General features: G+C 70.7%; 17 protein-coding genes. 3 read left to right on the top strand and 14 right to left on the bottom strand.

Annotated features, from left to right (window positions below):
- Window positions 1-61 precede the first annotated feature (61 nt).
- From Pdca_RS14655 to uvrA, 5 genes are all read right to left on the bottom strand, one after another.
- Window positions 62-928 carry a TrmH family RNA methyltransferase gene (locus Pdca_RS14655; protein ID WP_085912195.1) on the bottom strand — a complete coding sequence of 289 codons (867 nt, stop codon included), beginning with the start codon at window positions 926-928 and terminating at the stop codon, window positions 62-64.
- Window positions 929-932: 4 nt separating this feature from the next.
- The gene (gene rplT, locus Pdca_RS14650; RefSeq protein WP_085912172.1) at window positions 933-1316 is read right to left on the bottom strand and encodes a 50S ribosomal protein L20; all 384 of its coding nucleotides are present in this window, start codon (window positions 1314-1316) and stop codon (window positions 933-935) included.
- A 77-nt stretch (window positions 1317-1393) separates the two neighbouring features.
- Entirely contained in the window at window positions 1394-1588 is a 195-nt protein-coding gene (rpmI, locus tag Pdca_RS14645; protein ID WP_085912173.1) for a 50S ribosomal protein L35, read from the bottom strand.
- A 90-nt stretch (window positions 1589-1678) separates the two neighbouring features.
- Complete coding sequence (gene infC / locus Pdca_RS14640; RefSeq protein ID WP_085912196.1) at window positions 1679-2251, bottom strand: translation initiation factor IF-3; 573 nt, start codon at window positions 2249-2251, stop codon at window positions 1679-1681.
- Between the two features lie 380 nt (window positions 2252-2631).
- Complete coding sequence (gene uvrA, locus Pdca_RS14635; protein ID WP_085912197.1) at window positions 2632-5631, bottom strand: excinuclease ABC subunit UvrA; 3000 nt, start codon at window positions 5629-5631, stop codon at window positions 2632-2634.
- Between the two features lie 315 nt (window positions 5632-5946).
- Between uvrA and Pdca_RS14630 the strand changes: the two genes are divergently transcribed.
- The 3 genes from Pdca_RS14630 (at window position 5947) to Pdca_RS14620 (ending at window position 7721) form a co-directional block, all read left to right on the top strand.
- Window positions 5947-6621, top strand: coding sequence for an MBL fold metallo-hydrolase (locus tag Pdca_RS14630; protein WP_085912174.1), 675 nt, complete (start codon window positions 5947-5949; stop codon window positions 6619-6621).
- A gap of 309 nt (window positions 6622-6930) precedes the next feature.
- A complete protein-coding gene (locus Pdca_RS14625) occupies window positions 6931-7113 on the top strand; it encodes a hypothetical protein (RefSeq protein WP_232021573.1) in 183 nt (60 codons plus the stop codon).
- Between the two features lie 26 nt (window positions 7114-7139).
- On the top strand, window positions 7140-7721 hold the full coding sequence (locus tag Pdca_RS14620; protein WP_085912175.1) for a hypothetical protein: 582 nt from the start codon (window positions 7140-7142) through the stop codon (window positions 7719-7721).
- Between the two features lie 139 nt (window positions 7722-7860).
- On the opposite strand, the gene Pdca_RS14615 is transcribed toward Pdca_RS14620, so the two are convergent.
- The 9 genes from Pdca_RS14615 to Pdca_RS14575 all read right to left on the bottom strand — a co-directional run bounded on the left by Pdca_RS14615 (window position 7861) and on the right by Pdca_RS14575 (window position 13841).
- The gene (locus Pdca_RS14615; RefSeq protein ID WP_085912176.1) at window positions 7861-8139 is read right to left on the bottom strand and encodes a hypothetical protein; all 279 of its coding nucleotides are present in this window, start codon (window positions 8137-8139) and stop codon (window positions 7861-7863) included.
- Between the two features lie 92 nt (window positions 8140-8231).
- Window positions 8232-9080 carry a hypothetical protein gene (locus Pdca_RS14610; RefSeq protein ID WP_085912177.1) on the bottom strand — a complete coding sequence of 283 codons (849 nt, stop codon included), beginning with the start codon at window positions 9078-9080 and terminating at the stop codon, window positions 8232-8234.
- A 138-nt stretch (window positions 9081-9218) separates the two neighbouring features.
- Entirely contained in the window at window positions 9219-10229 is a 1011-nt protein-coding gene (locus tag Pdca_RS14605) for an IS3 family transposase (protein WP_125911267.1), read from the bottom strand.
- A complete protein-coding gene (locus tag Pdca_RS36085) occupies window positions 10226-10702 on the bottom strand; it encodes a transposase (protein WP_179956585.1) in 477 nt (158 codons plus the stop codon). The genes Pdca_RS14605 and Pdca_RS36085 overlap by 4 nt, the downstream gene beginning before the upstream one ends.
- A 21-nt stretch (window positions 10703-10723) precedes the next feature.
- Window positions 10724-11326 (bottom strand): PIN domain-containing protein, encoded by a 603-nt coding sequence (locus Pdca_RS14595; RefSeq protein ID WP_125911417.1) that lies wholly within the window; start codon window positions 11324-11326, stop codon window positions 10724-10726.
- Window positions 11327-11338: 12 nt separating this feature from the next.
- A complete protein-coding gene (locus Pdca_RS14590; RefSeq protein WP_085914426.1) occupies window positions 11339-11800 on the bottom strand; it encodes a helix-turn-helix domain-containing protein in 462 nt (153 codons plus the stop codon).
- Window positions 11801-11910: 110 nt separating this feature from the next.
- Window positions 11911-12243 carry a hypothetical protein gene (locus Pdca_RS14585; RefSeq protein ID WP_085914353.1) on the bottom strand — a complete coding sequence of 111 codons (333 nt, stop codon included), beginning with the start codon at window positions 12241-12243 and terminating at the stop codon, window positions 11911-11913.
- Between the two features lie 252 nt (window positions 12244-12495).
- Window positions 12496-13020: a (2Fe-2S)-binding protein gene (locus tag Pdca_RS14580; protein WP_085914354.1), complete on the bottom strand. Its 525-nt coding sequence runs from the start codon at window positions 13018-13020 to the stop codon at window positions 12496-12498.
- Window positions 13017-13841 (bottom strand): FAD binding domain-containing protein, encoded by an 825-nt coding sequence (locus tag Pdca_RS14575; RefSeq protein ID WP_085914355.1) that lies wholly within the window; start codon window positions 13839-13841, stop codon window positions 13017-13019. Before Pdca_RS14575 ends, Pdca_RS14580 begins: the two co-directional genes overlap by 4 nt.
- Between the last annotated feature and the right edge of the window lie 4 nt (window positions 13842-13845).

The following is a 13845-nucleotide window of genomic DNA, read 5'->3' as shown; positions in this document are numbered from 1 at the left end:
TCGTAGAGGGCGGCCACCACCCGGTTTCCCACAGGTCGGCACGTCCCCGGAGGGGGTGCGGTCAGGCTCCGGCGACACCGGTCGGGCGGTTCGGCGCGGGGGCGACACCGGCCCGGGCACCGACCGTCGCGTACAGGCAGATCGCCGCGGCGGTCGCCAGGTTGAGCGACTCCGCCCGGCCGTGGATCGGCACCCGGACGCGGTGGTCGGCGGCGGCCAGCAGCTCCGGCCCGGCACCGTGCGCCTCACTGCCGAGCACCCAGGCGACCGGTCCGGCGAGCAGCGGTGTCGTCGCCGGGTCGTGCAGGTCGAGTTCGCCGCGGCCGTCGGCCACCAGCGTGGTCAGGCCGGCGGCCCGGCAGGTCGCCAGCACACCGGCCGCGTCCCGGTCCCGGGCCAGTGGCAGGTGGAACACACTGCCGGTGGACGCCCGGACGGCCTTGCCGTTGTGTGGGTCGACGGTGTCACCGGCGAGCAGGACGGCGTCGCAGCCGGCCGCGTCGGCGACCCGGATCACGGTGCCGACGTTGCCGGGATCGGAGATCCCCGCGCACACCGTCACGAAGCCGGGGGCACCGGCGAGCGCCTCGGCGACCGGCACGTCGATCAGGTCGCAGACCGCGACCAGGCCCTGCGGGGTGACCGTGCCGGACAACCCGGCCGCGGCCCGCTCGGTGACGAACAGGACGCGGGCGCCGCCCGTCCGGGCTGCGTCGACCAGCTCCGGATGACGCTCGGCGGCCTCGGCGGTGACGAACACCTCGTGCACCGGGCCCGCGGCGAGCGCTTCCCGGACGGCCTGCGCCCCTTCGACGAGGAAACGCCCGGACCGATCGCGCCCGGCGCGACGCAGCAGCTTGCGGGCTGCTGCGACGCGCGGGGTGCGCTCGGTACCGGGCGTCGAGCCCTCACCGGAGCCGCTGTGGATCACCTCAGGCCGCGGAGCCCTGCTCGGTGCCCGACGGCAGGTTCTCCTTGGCGATCTTGACCAGCGCGGCGAACGCGGCCGGGTCGCTCACGGCGATCTCGGCCAGGTTCTTGCGGTCGACCTCCACCCCGGCGGCCTTGAGGCCCTGCACGAAGCGGTTGTAGGTCATGTCGTTGGCGCGGGCCGCGGCGTTGATCCGGGTGATCCACAGCTGCCGGAAGTCGCCCTTGCGCGCGCGACGGTCCCGGTAGGCGTAGTTCATGGAGTGGAGCATCTGCTCCTTGGCCTTGCGGTACAGACGCGACCGCTGCCCGCGGTAGCCGGCGGCCGACTCCAGCGTGGTGCGCCGCTTCTTCTGGGCGTTCACCGCGCGCTTCACGCGTGCCATGGGTATCTCCTGGGGTGGTGCGGCGACGTCCTACGCGGGGCGCGGGTCGCCGGAGTTCAGAAAAAGGGGGCGGAAAGTCAGCGACCGAGAAGCTTCTTGACGCGCTTCACGTCCGGCTTGGCCACCTCGACCACGCCCGACAGGTCACGCTTCTCCTTGCGGGACTTGACCTCCAGGCGGTGCCGCAGGCCGGCCTGCTGACGCAGCAGCTTGCCGGAGCCGGTGGTGCGGATCCGCTTCGCGGTCCCCTTGTGCGTCTTGTTCTTCGGCATGACGAATCCGTTCGGTGTCGGCCCCCGGCGGACCGGGGGTCGTTGCGGGTACTGCGTGTCCTCCCCACCCGCGCACCGGGTGGGGAGACCTCACGCCTCGACCTCGGCCGGGGCGTCGGTGGTGGCGGCGGCCGTGGACTTGCGCTGCACCGGCTTCTTGGTCGGCGCGAGCACCATCGTCATATTGCGACCGTCCTGTTTCGGTGCGGCCTCGACCACCGCGAGGTCACCGATGTCCTCGGCCAGTCGCTGCAGCAGCCGGTAGCCCAGCTCGGGACGGGACTGCTCGCGACCACGGAACATGATCGTGACCTTGACCTTGTTGCCGCCTTCGAGGAAGCGGATGACGTGACCGCGCTTCGTCTCGTAGTCGTGCTTGTCGATCTTCGGCCGGAGCTTCTGCTCCTTGATCACGGTGAGCTGCTGGTTGCGCCGGGACTCCCGGGCCTTCTGCGCGCTCTCGTACTTGAACTTGCCGTAGTCCATGAGCTTGCAGACCGGCGGGCGGGCCTGGCCGGCGACCTCGACGAGGTCGAGATCGGCGTCCTGGGCCAGCCGCAGGGCGTCCTCGATGCGCACGATTCCGACCTGCTCACCGTTCGGGCCGACGAGACGGACCTCGGGCACGCGGATGCGGTCGTTGATGCGGGGCTCTGTGCTGATGGGGTCTCCTGAGTAACTCGCTGTGTCGCTACTACCTGCGTTTGCGCCGGCGACGACAAGCGAAGACCCGTTGATCGGCCAGTGGCACACCAGTGCCACGAAGCCGGACCATGGACCCGGACGCCGCTACGATCACGGCGAGGGTGGGAGCGGGGCTCCACTTGACGCCCGGAATACACGAATCAACGCGATCCCGGGTGGTCGCATTCCCGAGAGTATCAGCCCGGCCCGGAACCGGCCGGGCGGGGCCCCACACCGGACCGGCAGCGACCGCGGACAGCCTACCGCCGACCGCGTCGCGCCCGGACCTGCAGGTCTGCGGCGTGGCCGTCGCATACGGCGCGGCCCCGTGGCCCGCACCGCCGCGTCGTTCCCGCCGCTCAGCTCGCCGCGGAGGCGGCCCGCCGCCGGGAGACGGCCGGGGTGGTGGCCGCCGCGCCCTTCGTGGCCTTCGACGCGGCCGCGGTGCGCCGGCGCGCCGGCTTGGCCGGTGTGGCGTCCGGGGTCACGAGATCACGCAGGAACGTGCCGGTGTGGCTCTCCGGGTGGGCCGCGACCTGCTCGGGGGTGCCCTGGGCGACGACCGTGCCGCCACCGGAACCGCCCTCGGGGCCCATGTCGATGATCCAGTCGGAGGTCTTGATGACATCGAGGTTGTGCTCGATGACGATCACCGTGTTGCCCTTGTCGACCAGGCCCTGGATCACCGCCAGGAGCTTGCGGATGTCCTCGAAGTGCAGTCCGGTGGTCGGCTCGTCGAGGATGTAGACGGTCCGGCCGTTGCTGCGCTTCTGCAGCTCACTGGCCAGCTTCACCCGCTGCGCCTCACCGCCGGACAGGGTCGGGGCCGGCTGCCCGAGCCGGACGTAGCCGAGGCCGACGTCGACCAGGGTCCGCAGGTAGCGGGCGATCGAGGTGATCGGCTCGAAGAACTCGGCGGCCTCCTCGATCGGCATGTCGAGGACGTCGGCGACGGTCTTGCCCTTGTAGTGGACCTCGAGGGTCTCCCGGTTGTACCGGGCGCCCTTGCAGACCTCGCAGGGGACGTAGACGTCGGGCAGGAAGTTCATCTCGATCTTGATGGTGCCGTCGCCGGTGCACGCCTCGCAGCGGCCGCCCTTGACGTTGAAGGAGAACCGGCCCTCGGCATAGCCGCGGACCTTCGCCTCGGTGGTCGCGGCGAACAGCTTCCGCACCTTGTCCCACACGCCGGTGTAGGTGGCCGGGTTGGATCGCGGCGTACGGCCGATCGGCGACTGGTCGACCCGCACGAGCTTGTCGAGCTCGTCGATGCCGTTGATCCGGGTGTGCCTGCCCGGGACCTGGCGGGCACCGTTCAGCCGGTTCGCCAGGACGGTGGCCAGGATGTCGTTGATCAGCGTGGACTTGCCGGACCCGGACACCCCGGTGATCGACACCAGCCCGCCGAGCGGGATGTCGACGTCGATCCCGCGCAGGTTGTGCTCGCGCGCACCGATGATCGACAGCTTGCGGGAGTGGTCGAGCTCGCGGCGCTCCGGCAGCGGGATCGACCGGCGGCCGGACAGGTAGGCGCCGGTCAGCGAGGTGTCGTGCGACTCCAGCTCGGCGACCGGGCCGGAGTGCACGATGTGCCCGCCGTGCTCACCGGCGCCCGGGCCGATGTCGACCGCCCAGTCGCAGGCCCGGATGGTGTCCTCGTCGTGCTCGACGACGATCAGCGTGTTGCCCAGGTCGCGCAGCCGGGTCAGGGTGTCGATCAGCCGGCGGTTGTCCCGCTGGTGCAGTCCGATCGACGGCTCGTCGAGCACGTAGAGCACCCCGACCAGCCCGGACCCGATCTGCGTGGCCAACCGGATCCGCTGCGCCTCGCCACCGGACAGTGTCCCGGCGGCCCGGTCCAGCGACAGGTACTCGAGCCCGACGTCGAGCAGGAACCCCAGGCGGGCCTGGATCTCCTTGAGCACCGCGCCGGCGATCATCGCCTGCCGGTCGTCGAGCACCATGCCGTTGAGGAAGTGCGAGCACTCCGCGACCGACATGTTCGAGACCTGGGCGATGGACCGCTCCCCCAGGTCGCGGTGCGGCATCGTGACCGAGAGGACCTCGGGCCGCAGCCGCGAACCACCGCACGCCGGGCACGGGATGTCGCGCATGTAGCCCTCGTAGCGCTCGCGCTGCGACTCCGACTCGGTCTGCTCGAGGCGCCGCTCCAGGAACGGCATGACGCCCTCGAAGCTGGCGTAGTACGAGCGCTCCCGGCCGTACCGGTTGCGGTACCGGACGTGCACCTGGTCGTCGCTGCCCTGCAGCACCGCCTTCTGCGCGGCGGCCGGCAGCTTGCGCCACGGGGTGTCCATCCGGAACCCGATCGCCTTCGACAATCCGGACAGCAGCCGGCCGAAGTACTCGGCGTTGTGCCCGGCCGACCACGGTGCGATCGCGCCGTCTTCCAGGGAGCGATCCGGGTCGGGGACGACGAGCTCCGGATCGACCTCCTTCTTGATGCCGAGACCGGTGCAGGCCGGGCAGGCGCCGTAGGGCGAGTTGAAGGAGAAGGTGCGCGGCTCGAGATCGTCGACCGCGATCGTGTGCCCGTTCGGGCAGGCCATCCGCTCGGAGAAGCGCCGCTCGCGGCCCGGGTCGTCGGCCGGGAGATCCACGAAGTCGAGCACGACGAGACCGTCGGCGAGGCGCAGCGCGGTCTCGACCGAGTCGGTGAGCCGCTGCTTGGCCGTCGCCTTGACCGAGAGCCGGTCGACGACCACCGAGATGTCGTGCTTCTCCTGCTTCTTCAGCTTCGGCGGATCCGCGAGCTGGTGCACGGTGCCGTCGACCAGCACCCGCGCGTAGCCCTGCGACTGCAGGGTGGAGAACAGGTCGACGAACTCGCCCTTGCGGGTGCGGACGACCGGGGCGAGCACCTGGAACCGGCTGCCCTGCTCCATCTCCAGCACCTGGTCGACGATCTGCTGAGGGGTCTGCTTCTCGATCCGCTCGCCGCACTGCGGGCAGTGCGGGATGCCGGCCCGGGCGTAGAGCAGCCGCAGGTAGTCGTGGATCTCGGTGATCGTGCCGACCGTCGACCGCGGGTTGCGGTTGGTCGACTTCTGGTCGATCGAGACCGCGGGCGAGAGCCCCTCGATGAAGTCGACATCGGGCTTGTCCATCTGCCCGAGGAACTGCCGCGCGTACGCCGAGAGCGACTCGACGTATCGGCGCTGGCCCTCGGCGAAGATCGTGTCGAACGCCAGGCTGGACTTGCCGGAACCGGACAGCCCGGTGAACACGATCATGCTGTCGCGGGGCAGGTCGATGTCGACGCCCTGCAGGTTGTGCTCGCGGGCGCCGCGGACGACCAGCCGTGGACCGCTGGGGACCGGCGACGCACCCGGGGACAGGGTGCCGCCGATGTCCGGGCGGTCGGTGCTGTGGTCGCTCACGATGCGCGCCTCCTGGCTGGCGAGGGTCGTCCCATTCCGGTATCCGATGCTAGGCCGCACCCCCGACAGGAACGCGGCGAGCGGGCGTCGCAGCGGCTGTTCCTCGGTGGATGCACGCCGACACGCGCCGGTCGGTACGCGAGGCACCATACTCGTACGCATGTTCGACCGGACGCTCGGGGGACCGCCCCCGGCGGGCGTCGGGCGGGCCCCACGAGAGACCGGCGGGCTCACCCCACGGCGGCGGCCGGCACCGGCCGCTACCCTCGCGACGTGGACGTCCTGGAGAACTACACCGGTCACACCGATCCCGGCGGCGCCGCCATCCGCCGCGACCTGGACCGGCTTAGCATCAGCAAGATCTCGGTCGGCGAGATGGACAACAACTCCTACCTGCTCGTCTGCAAGGCCTCGGGTGAGGCGCTGCTGATCGACGCCGCCGCCGAGCCCGCCCGGATCGCGGACCTGATCGGTGCCACCGACGAGCGTCCCGACCTGCGGCACCTGGTGACGACGCACCGGCACCACGACCACTGGCAGGCACTCGGCGCGATCGCCGGGATGTTCGAGCCCCGGCTGATCGCCCACCCGGACGACGCCCCCGAGCTCCCCGCGCCGATGGACGAGCTGGTCGGGCACGGCGACCGGATCACCTTCGGCGAGATCGAGCTGGAGGTCATCCACCTGCGCGGGCACACCCCCGGCTCGATCGCGCTGCTCTACCGCGGCGCCGACCGGCCGCACCTGTTCACCGGTGACAGCCTCTTCCCCGGCGGGCCGGGCAAGACCTGGTCCGCCGAGGACAACGTGCAGCTGCTCGGTGATCTGGAGGAGCGGGTCTTCGACACCTTGCCCGACGACACCTGGTTCTACCCCGGCCACGGCGACGACTCGACGATCGGCGAGCAGCGCCCGGGTCTGCCGGAGTGGAAGTCGCGCGGCTGGTAACCGCTCGTCACACCGTCCGCGTTCGGGGCCGCCTACGTCATGTGGGCGGCCCCGACGGCTGTCGGGAGCAGACCGCCGGGGCCGTGACCGGACATCGTGGCCGCCTCACAGGCGATCGTTTTCGGACGGCCGCGTTCAGGTCCAGAGCTGCCGACCAGATTCCGGACCGAGGCCTGCGACGCGATTCCACTTTGCGATCCGGCAACGCCGACGAGTTCCTGTCGGACGGTCATGGCACAGTGAGGAAAACACCGCCACCGAGAGGCAGCCGCCATGCCGAGCCGCCACATCACGTCCCATGACCCTGGAGTGTCCGAGACCGACACCAAGCAGGACGCCGAGGCAGTGTTCGACCGCGTCACGCGGCGGGAACTCGGTATCAGCGGTGCCGACTTCCTCGCCCGTTGGGACGCCGGCGACTACGAGGGTGTCGACGTCGACGACGTCGACGGACTCGCCGAGGTCGTCGGTGCACTGCCCTTCGTTCGCTGAGCACCGGCCCATCGAGCTGAACACCAGTGCCAGGACGGACCGAGCAGCACGCGGTCACCAGCTTCCTCGATCCGCTCCGCAAGGCCGTGTCGGTGCTCGCGGGACACAACCAGATCACCGTCAGCCGCCGCGGCACGTACCGCAAGGGCCTGCTCTACGCCTGGGAGCTGAACAGCGGAGCGGGCACCAGCTGGGCAGATGTGGGGACCTTCACCGCCAGCATGAACTTCGAGATCGTCGACACCGACCCCGCGCGGCACGACACCGGCGAAGGACCGTTCCGAGTTACGACCCGGGGCTATTGGTACACCTTCCGCGACCCCAACGGCACACACCTCTGGCGGATGCACTGGCACCCGGAAGGCAACAGCTCCGTGACGGGCCCGCATCTCCACCGTCCGCCTGATCTGAAACGGCACTGGTCGACACCGCGGCTCTCCTTCGAGACGGCTATCGAGTGGTGCGTCACCTCCGGCGCTCCGACGTCATGTGACTCAGTGGAGATGGCCGACCGTCTGATCGAGACCGAGTCGGCCTACAAGCTGTACGGATCGTGGCAGCAGACGTCGGATCCGGGGTATCCGTACTCGACGAAGCCTTCGCGTTAGTCGGTCACCGGGCCGTCGCGGCGGGCGTCGGTGCTCGCGCTCATGCCGTCAGGGTGGCGGTCCTCGTCGATCTGCGGCCGGAGGCACGGCGAGCCGCGCCGGCGGCCTCGCGCACGGACGCACCGAGCGGCGGCGCCGGCTACCGAGCGGCGGCGCCCGGCTCGGCCGCCCCCGCCACCCGAACGCGCTCCGCGCGGGCCACCCGAACGCGCTCCGAGCGGGCCGCGAGCAACCGCACGTTGCACGGCCGGCGACGCCGGCCGGACTGGGGCCCGGGACAGGACCTGCAGTGGCGGGTGCCGTCGTCGACGTGCTCGGCGAGCACGACGGCGAGCAGCCCGGGCTGGGCGAGCAGGAACTCGACCGCGACATCGTCGGCGACTTCGTGGATCGGTCCGTCTCGCTGTGCTGGAGGCATGGGAGGGGACCCTATGAACCTGCGGCGGGAGGGTGTCCGCATCGTGCGGACCCGTCGGCGGGCGGTGCCGACCAGCGTCGGAGTCCGACCGGCTACGCGGCCATCCCCATCCGGAACGCCAGCCCGCGCAGCTCCCGGCCGCCCGCCTCCCGCCGAGCACGCCGCAACAGATCCGCGGTCACCTCGCGCGCGAACACATCCGATCGGAGCCGCTGCGGCGCGAGCGACTCGGCGCGCATGAACGCCCGCACCGCATCCTCCGACCTGCGCTGCATCGCCAGCGCCCGGCCCACATCGGTCCACCACGACGACTGGCGACTCGGCGACTCCGGCATCGCCGACGGGTCGATCCCACGCGCGATCTCCACCGCCCGCGCGGGCTCGCCCTGCTCCACAGCCAACGTCGTCCGCCAGATGTCCACCTGCGCGGTGCCGAACCACAGCCGACCGTGCCCGGGGCCCACCACACCCGCCCGAGCCGCCACCTCTGCCGCCTCGGCCACGTGATCCTGCGCCGTGTCCGGGCGACCCAGCGCCATCGCGGCCAGCGACGCCGTCAGGTGCAGCGAGCCGTACACCTGCGCGACCGGGCCCTGATCGAGACAGCCACCGATCTCTGTCGCCGTGCGGGTCGCGACCGCGTACGCCCGCGACCGGGACGCCTGCGCGATCGCCTGGACCCGCGACCACGCGGCCAGGCCCTCCCACTCCGGCCCCGACAGCGCCGCGGCGGCGTCACTGATGTGCCGCGACGCCACCTGAGCGAGGTCCGGACCGGCCAGCGCCTTCGCCGCAACCCGGGCAGCGGTGTAGGCATCGACCAGGCCGGACAGCGCCGGAGCACGGTGCGGACCCGGCAGGTGCGCGTGCAGATCCGGGACCAGCGACGGCAGCAGCCGGGCGACCTCCGCGTAGTCGGCACGTGGGCGGGCCGCGTTCACCGCCTGCAGACGGCACGCTGGTCTTCGACCGGGCCGACGAGGGCAACGGTTGGCCGCCTGACGCCGGGGACCGGGCGCGGCCGTAGTCAGCTGCGGCGTACGTTGCGGTAGCTGTCAAGTCAACTGAGACAGTTGATCTTACTGAGTTGGCTGTAGGACGGGTTGATTGATCCACGCCTGCTCGGGCAGGCGCGGCGGGCTGGGCCGGCGACTGAATCGCTCGGGATACTGGGCGTGTGCGCGGTCGAGGACGGTCTGACGCTGAGCCCGGACCTCGGTCGCGGTGTCGAAGTGGATCGACGCCGGGGTGTGCATGCCGATGCCGGAGTGCCGATGCTCGTGGTTGTAGTGCTCGAAGAACCGCTCGCAGAACGCGCGGGCATCAGCGAGCGAGCCGAACCGGTCCGGGAAGTCCGGCACGTACTTCAGCGTCTTGAACTGCGCCTCGGAGAACGGGTTGTCATTCGAGCACTGCGGCCGGGAATGTGACCGGCAGATACCGAGATCGACCATCAGCTCCGATACCGGTTTCGAGGTCATCGACCCGCCCCGGTCGGCATGAATCGTCTGCGGGATGACGTGGTTGCGGGCGACTGCGTCGGCGAGGAAATCCTTCGCCACGACGGCATCCTCAGCGTTCGCGGCGAGCCATCCGACTACGTAGCGGGAGAAGATGTCGAGCACCACATACAGCTTGTACCACTCGCCCTTCCGCGGGCCCTTCAGCGCGGTGATGTCCCACGACCACACCTCGCTCGGGCCATGAGCGACCAGCTCCGGGCGCACCCGCGGCGGATGCGTGGCCTGGGCGCGCCGTTCCCGGTTCTGACCCGCTGCGCGGGCGATCCGGTACATGCTCGACTGCGAGCACCACCACCGGCCCTCGTCGAGCTCCCGGGCCCACACCTGCGGAATGGCCAGATCCCGGTAGTCCTCGGAGTTCAGCAGCGCGAGCACGGCGGCACGCTCGTCGTCGGTGATCGTCGAGGGCGGGAGCCGGCGCGCACGGTGCGGGCCGTGCAGCGGCCCGAGCGTCACCCCCGCCGGGTCGGCGCGGCGGTAGTGCGTGGCCCGCGACCGACCGGTCAACGCGCACGCCGCCTTGATCGACACCTCAGCGGCGCGCAACTCGGTGAACGCGCCGTTCAACGCCGCTTCCGCGGCGCCGGTGGTTCCTGGTCGTCCGCGCTCTCGGACAGCTGCTCCAAGAGCGCGTGCGCTTTTCCCATGATGTCCAACGCGGTCCGCGTCTTCGTCAGGTCGGATTCGAGTTTCGCGTTCCGGGCCCGGAGCCGTTCCAACTCGGCCGCCTCCGCCGACCGCTTCGGACGTTTCGCCGACCGCCTCGAATCGGCTACGCCCTCCAGCGCGCCGACGTCCCGGGCCCGGGTCCACTCGATCACGTGCGACGAATACAGGCCCTCCCGGCGCAGGACCGCGCCCTTCTCACCGTTCGGCGCGTTCTCATACTCCGCGACGATCGCCAGCTTGTATTCCGCGCTGAACGACCTACGCGACGGACGCGGCGACGGACCACCAGCCGACCGCGGACCCGACGACGACGCCGTCGACCCGCTGCTGCCGGCCCCCGCACCGCGACGCTCCTCCGATGACACGAGCACCAGGATCTCCGATCACGCCCTCTACTGTGAACCGCTGACTTCAACCTGTCTCAGGTGATCTTGGCAGAGAGGGTTGCGCCGCACCTCGGCCGCGAACTTCGGCACGCCGGCCCGGTCCAGCGCCGTGCACAGCTCTGACACCGTCGCTGGACCGTGCACCGCGACGTACCTGTCGACCTGTTCCTCCAGGCAGTGCAGGACCGGAGCCGGGTAGAGGTCGAGCTGATCGAGCAGGAAATCGTCCGGGCTGACCACTCTGAGATCGAACGACTTGGTCGAGTGCTCCGGGAAGTCCTTCAGGTTGGCCGTTACCAGCACCTCCGCGTTCGCCCGGACCGCGGCGGCCAGCACGTGCCGGTCTTTCGGATCGCAGGTCAAACCGTCGACCAGGTGCTCGTAGCCGGTGACCTCGGCGTCCGGGAACGCGGTGCGCATGCGATCCAGCCGGTGCTGGATCTGCTCGCTGGTCATGGACGTGTTGTGTTCGAGCGCCAGGCCCAGCTCGTCCAGGATCCCGCGGGACCACAGAGGTCGAAATGTCTTCGCCGACGCCTGCGTGAGCAGGGTGTCGGTGAGGTACTGCGGGAACAGCACACAGGTGTCGAGCAGGGCCGGGAACGCCAACGCGATCGTCGCCTATCGGGTGGGCCGCGGTGTAGCGGTAGAGGTGTACAGGTCGTGCTCTGCAGCCTCGCTGACCAGGTCGTCGAGCTGCTTCTTCTGCTCGACACGCGCCCGCTGCTGGTAGTCGAGAACGTCGGTGAGCAACACGCGCCGATGACGGCCACGCTGCTCGTACGGGATCTCCCCGTCGCCGAGCAGCTTGACCAGGGTCGGGCGGGAGATGCCGAGCATGTCGGCTGCCTCCTGCGTCGTCAGGCGGGTGTGCTGCGGCACGACCGTGATCGCGAGTCCGTCCGCCATCGCCTCCAGCACCTCCCTCAACACTCGATACGCCTCCGCCGGCAGTTCCCACTTCACGTCGTCAGGGCCGAGCAGCGTCGCCGGCCCGTCCGCCGTCCGCATCGCTTCGACCATGCGGTGTAGCGGCTCCGGCTCCTCTGGTGGCAGTACCGTTCTGTCGTACAAAGTTGCCATGGCGCTTCCCCTCTCCGCCAGCATCTATCGTACCGCCAAACGAAAAAAACGAAAGCGCGATGCGTTACTCATCCCATCACGCGAAACGCACCGCGGCAGCATGACCCGGTCTACAAGCAGTGCGAGCCCGAGCTGGGACAGGGGTGGTGGGAGTGAGCCGCTACACGGCGCTCGTCACGCGCGCCGAGGACGCGTGGATGGTGCACGTGCCGGAGGTCGACCGGACCACCCAGGCCCGCACCCTGAGCGAGGTCGAGCCGATGGCGCTCGACCTGATCGACATCATGACCGGCGAGACCGACGTCGAGCTGTCCGTCACCGTCGTGCTGCCGGCCCCGATCCGCGCCCACCTCGACGAGGTCGCTCGGCTCCGCGAGGTCGAGGCCGGCGCCCGCACCGGCGCCGCGGAGGAACTGCGGGCCGCCGCCGTCGCCCTGAAGCACGAGGGCTGTCCATTCGCGACCTGGGTACGGTCCTCGGGGTGTCCCACCAGCGGGCCAGTCAGCTCACCTCCGGCCAGACCTGACCCCTCGACTTGCCCCACCGGAACCGAACGTCGGCGCGCCCGGCGTAGTCACCAGCGGATACACCCCGCCCCGGTGGACCAGGCCGGTGCCGAGGTTCAGGACCGCGCACGGCCTGGAGGGAGACCCTGCCGCCAGGCCGATCTCCGCCCACACCGCCGCACCGATCGGTCACTCCTCGGAGAACGTGACCTCCCACGGATGCACCGGCCCCTCCCCTGGCCCCGCCGGGTCCCGCATGTCGGCGCGGGCACGCTCGACCGCGGCGACGATGCCCTGGTAGCCCGTGCACCGGCAGATGTTGCCCGACATCTCGGCGCGGATGGTCTCCCGATCGGCGTCGGGTCTCGTGTCGAGCAGGTGACAGGCCGACATCAGCATTCCCGGTGTGCAGAACCCGCACTGCAGCCCGTGGCAGGCCACGAACGCCTCCTGCACCGGATGCAGCTCACCGTCGGTGCCCTGCAGGCCCTCGACGGTGCTGACCGAGGCCCCGTCGGCCTGGACGGCGAACATCAGGCACGCCCGCACCGGTTCGCCGTCGACGAGGATCGTGCACGCGCCGCAGACGCCGTGCTCGCAGCCGAGGTGGGTCCCGGTCAGGCCGCAGTCCTCACGCAGCGCGTCGGCGAGGGTGCGGCGGGGTTCGACGTCGAGGTCGGCCCGCTCGCCGTTGACACTGAAGCTGATCTTCATCGGCTCTGCTCCCGGACGGAATCGAACTGCGCGAGCGCGCGGCGGGTCATCTCGGTGGCGATCGCGCGGCGGAACTCGACCGAGCCGTGCAGGTCCGCGGTCGGCTCGATCTCCTCGGCCGCGATGTGCGCGATCTCGGCCGCGGGCCGCCGGTCGGCGAGTGCCTGCTCGGCGGCGGCGGCGCGTTGCGGGACCGACCCGACGCCGCCGAAGGTGATCCGGGGCCGGCCACGCACCTCGGTGACGACGGCGGTCACCAGGGCGAAGTCGCCGTGCCGGCGGGCGAACTCGGCGAAGCCCCACCGGTCCGGTTGTGGGAACCGGATCGCGGTGATCATCTCGTCCTCCTCGATGGAGGTCGTCAAGGCACCCACGAACAGCTCCTCGGCGTCGACGTCGCGGGACCCCCGCGGCCCGGTCACGGTCACCGTCGCACCGGTGGCGACAGCGACGACCGGTAACTCGGCCGAGGGGTCGGCGTGGGCGATGCTGCCGCCGGCCGTCCCGCGGGACCGGATCGCGGTGTGCCCAATCCAGCGGGCGGCCTCGGCGAGGAGCGGGTGCTCGGTCTGCTCGGCGAGCCGGCTGTGCCGCACGGTGGCGCCGACCTCGACGGTGTCGTCGATCCGGCGGATCGACGACAGACCCGGGATCCGGTTGACGTCGACCAGCACCGCGGGACGGGCCATCCGGAGCGCGAGCACCGGGACCAGGCTCTGCCCGCCGGCGAGGATCTTGCCGTCGCCATCGGCCTCGCCGAGGACCTTCACGGTCTCCTCGACGCTGGCCGCGCGGACGTAGTCGAACGGGGCGCACTTCATGTGC

The organism is Pseudonocardia autotrophica (genome assembly GCF_003945385.1).
GTDB lineage: Bacteria > Actinomycetota > Actinomycetes > Mycobacteriales > Pseudonocardiaceae > Pseudonocardia > Pseudonocardia autotrophica.
The sequence above is the reverse complement of the archived record's forward strand: the minus strand, read 5'-3'. Positions and strand labels throughout refer to the sequence as shown.

Bases quoted from the DNA above. Each gene is read 5' to 3' on its own strand.
- rplT (WP_085912172.1), bottom strand. From the start codon at position 1,316: ATGGCACGCGTGAAGCGCGCGGTGAACGCCCAGAAGAAGCGGCGCACC.
- rpmI (WP_085912173.1), bottom strand. From the start codon at position 1,588: ATGCCGAAGAACAAGACGCACAAGGGGACCGCGAAGCGGATCCGCACC.
- Pdca_RS14615 (WP_085912176.1), bottom strand. From the start codon at position 8,139: ATGCCTCCAGCACAGCGAGACGGACCGATCCACGAAGTCGCCGACGAT.
- Pdca_RS14590 (WP_085914426.1), bottom strand. From the start codon at position 11,800: ATGGCAACTTTGTACGACAGAACGGTACTGCCACCAGAGGAGCCGGAG.
- Pdca_RS14580 (WP_085914354.1), bottom strand. From the start codon at position 13,020: ATGAAGATCAGCTTCAGTGTCAACGGCGAGCGGGCCGACCTCGACGTC.
- Pdca_RS14575 (WP_085914355.1), bottom strand. From the start codon at position 13,841: ATGAAGTGCGCCCCGTTCGACTACGTCCGCGCGGCCAGCGTCGAGGAG.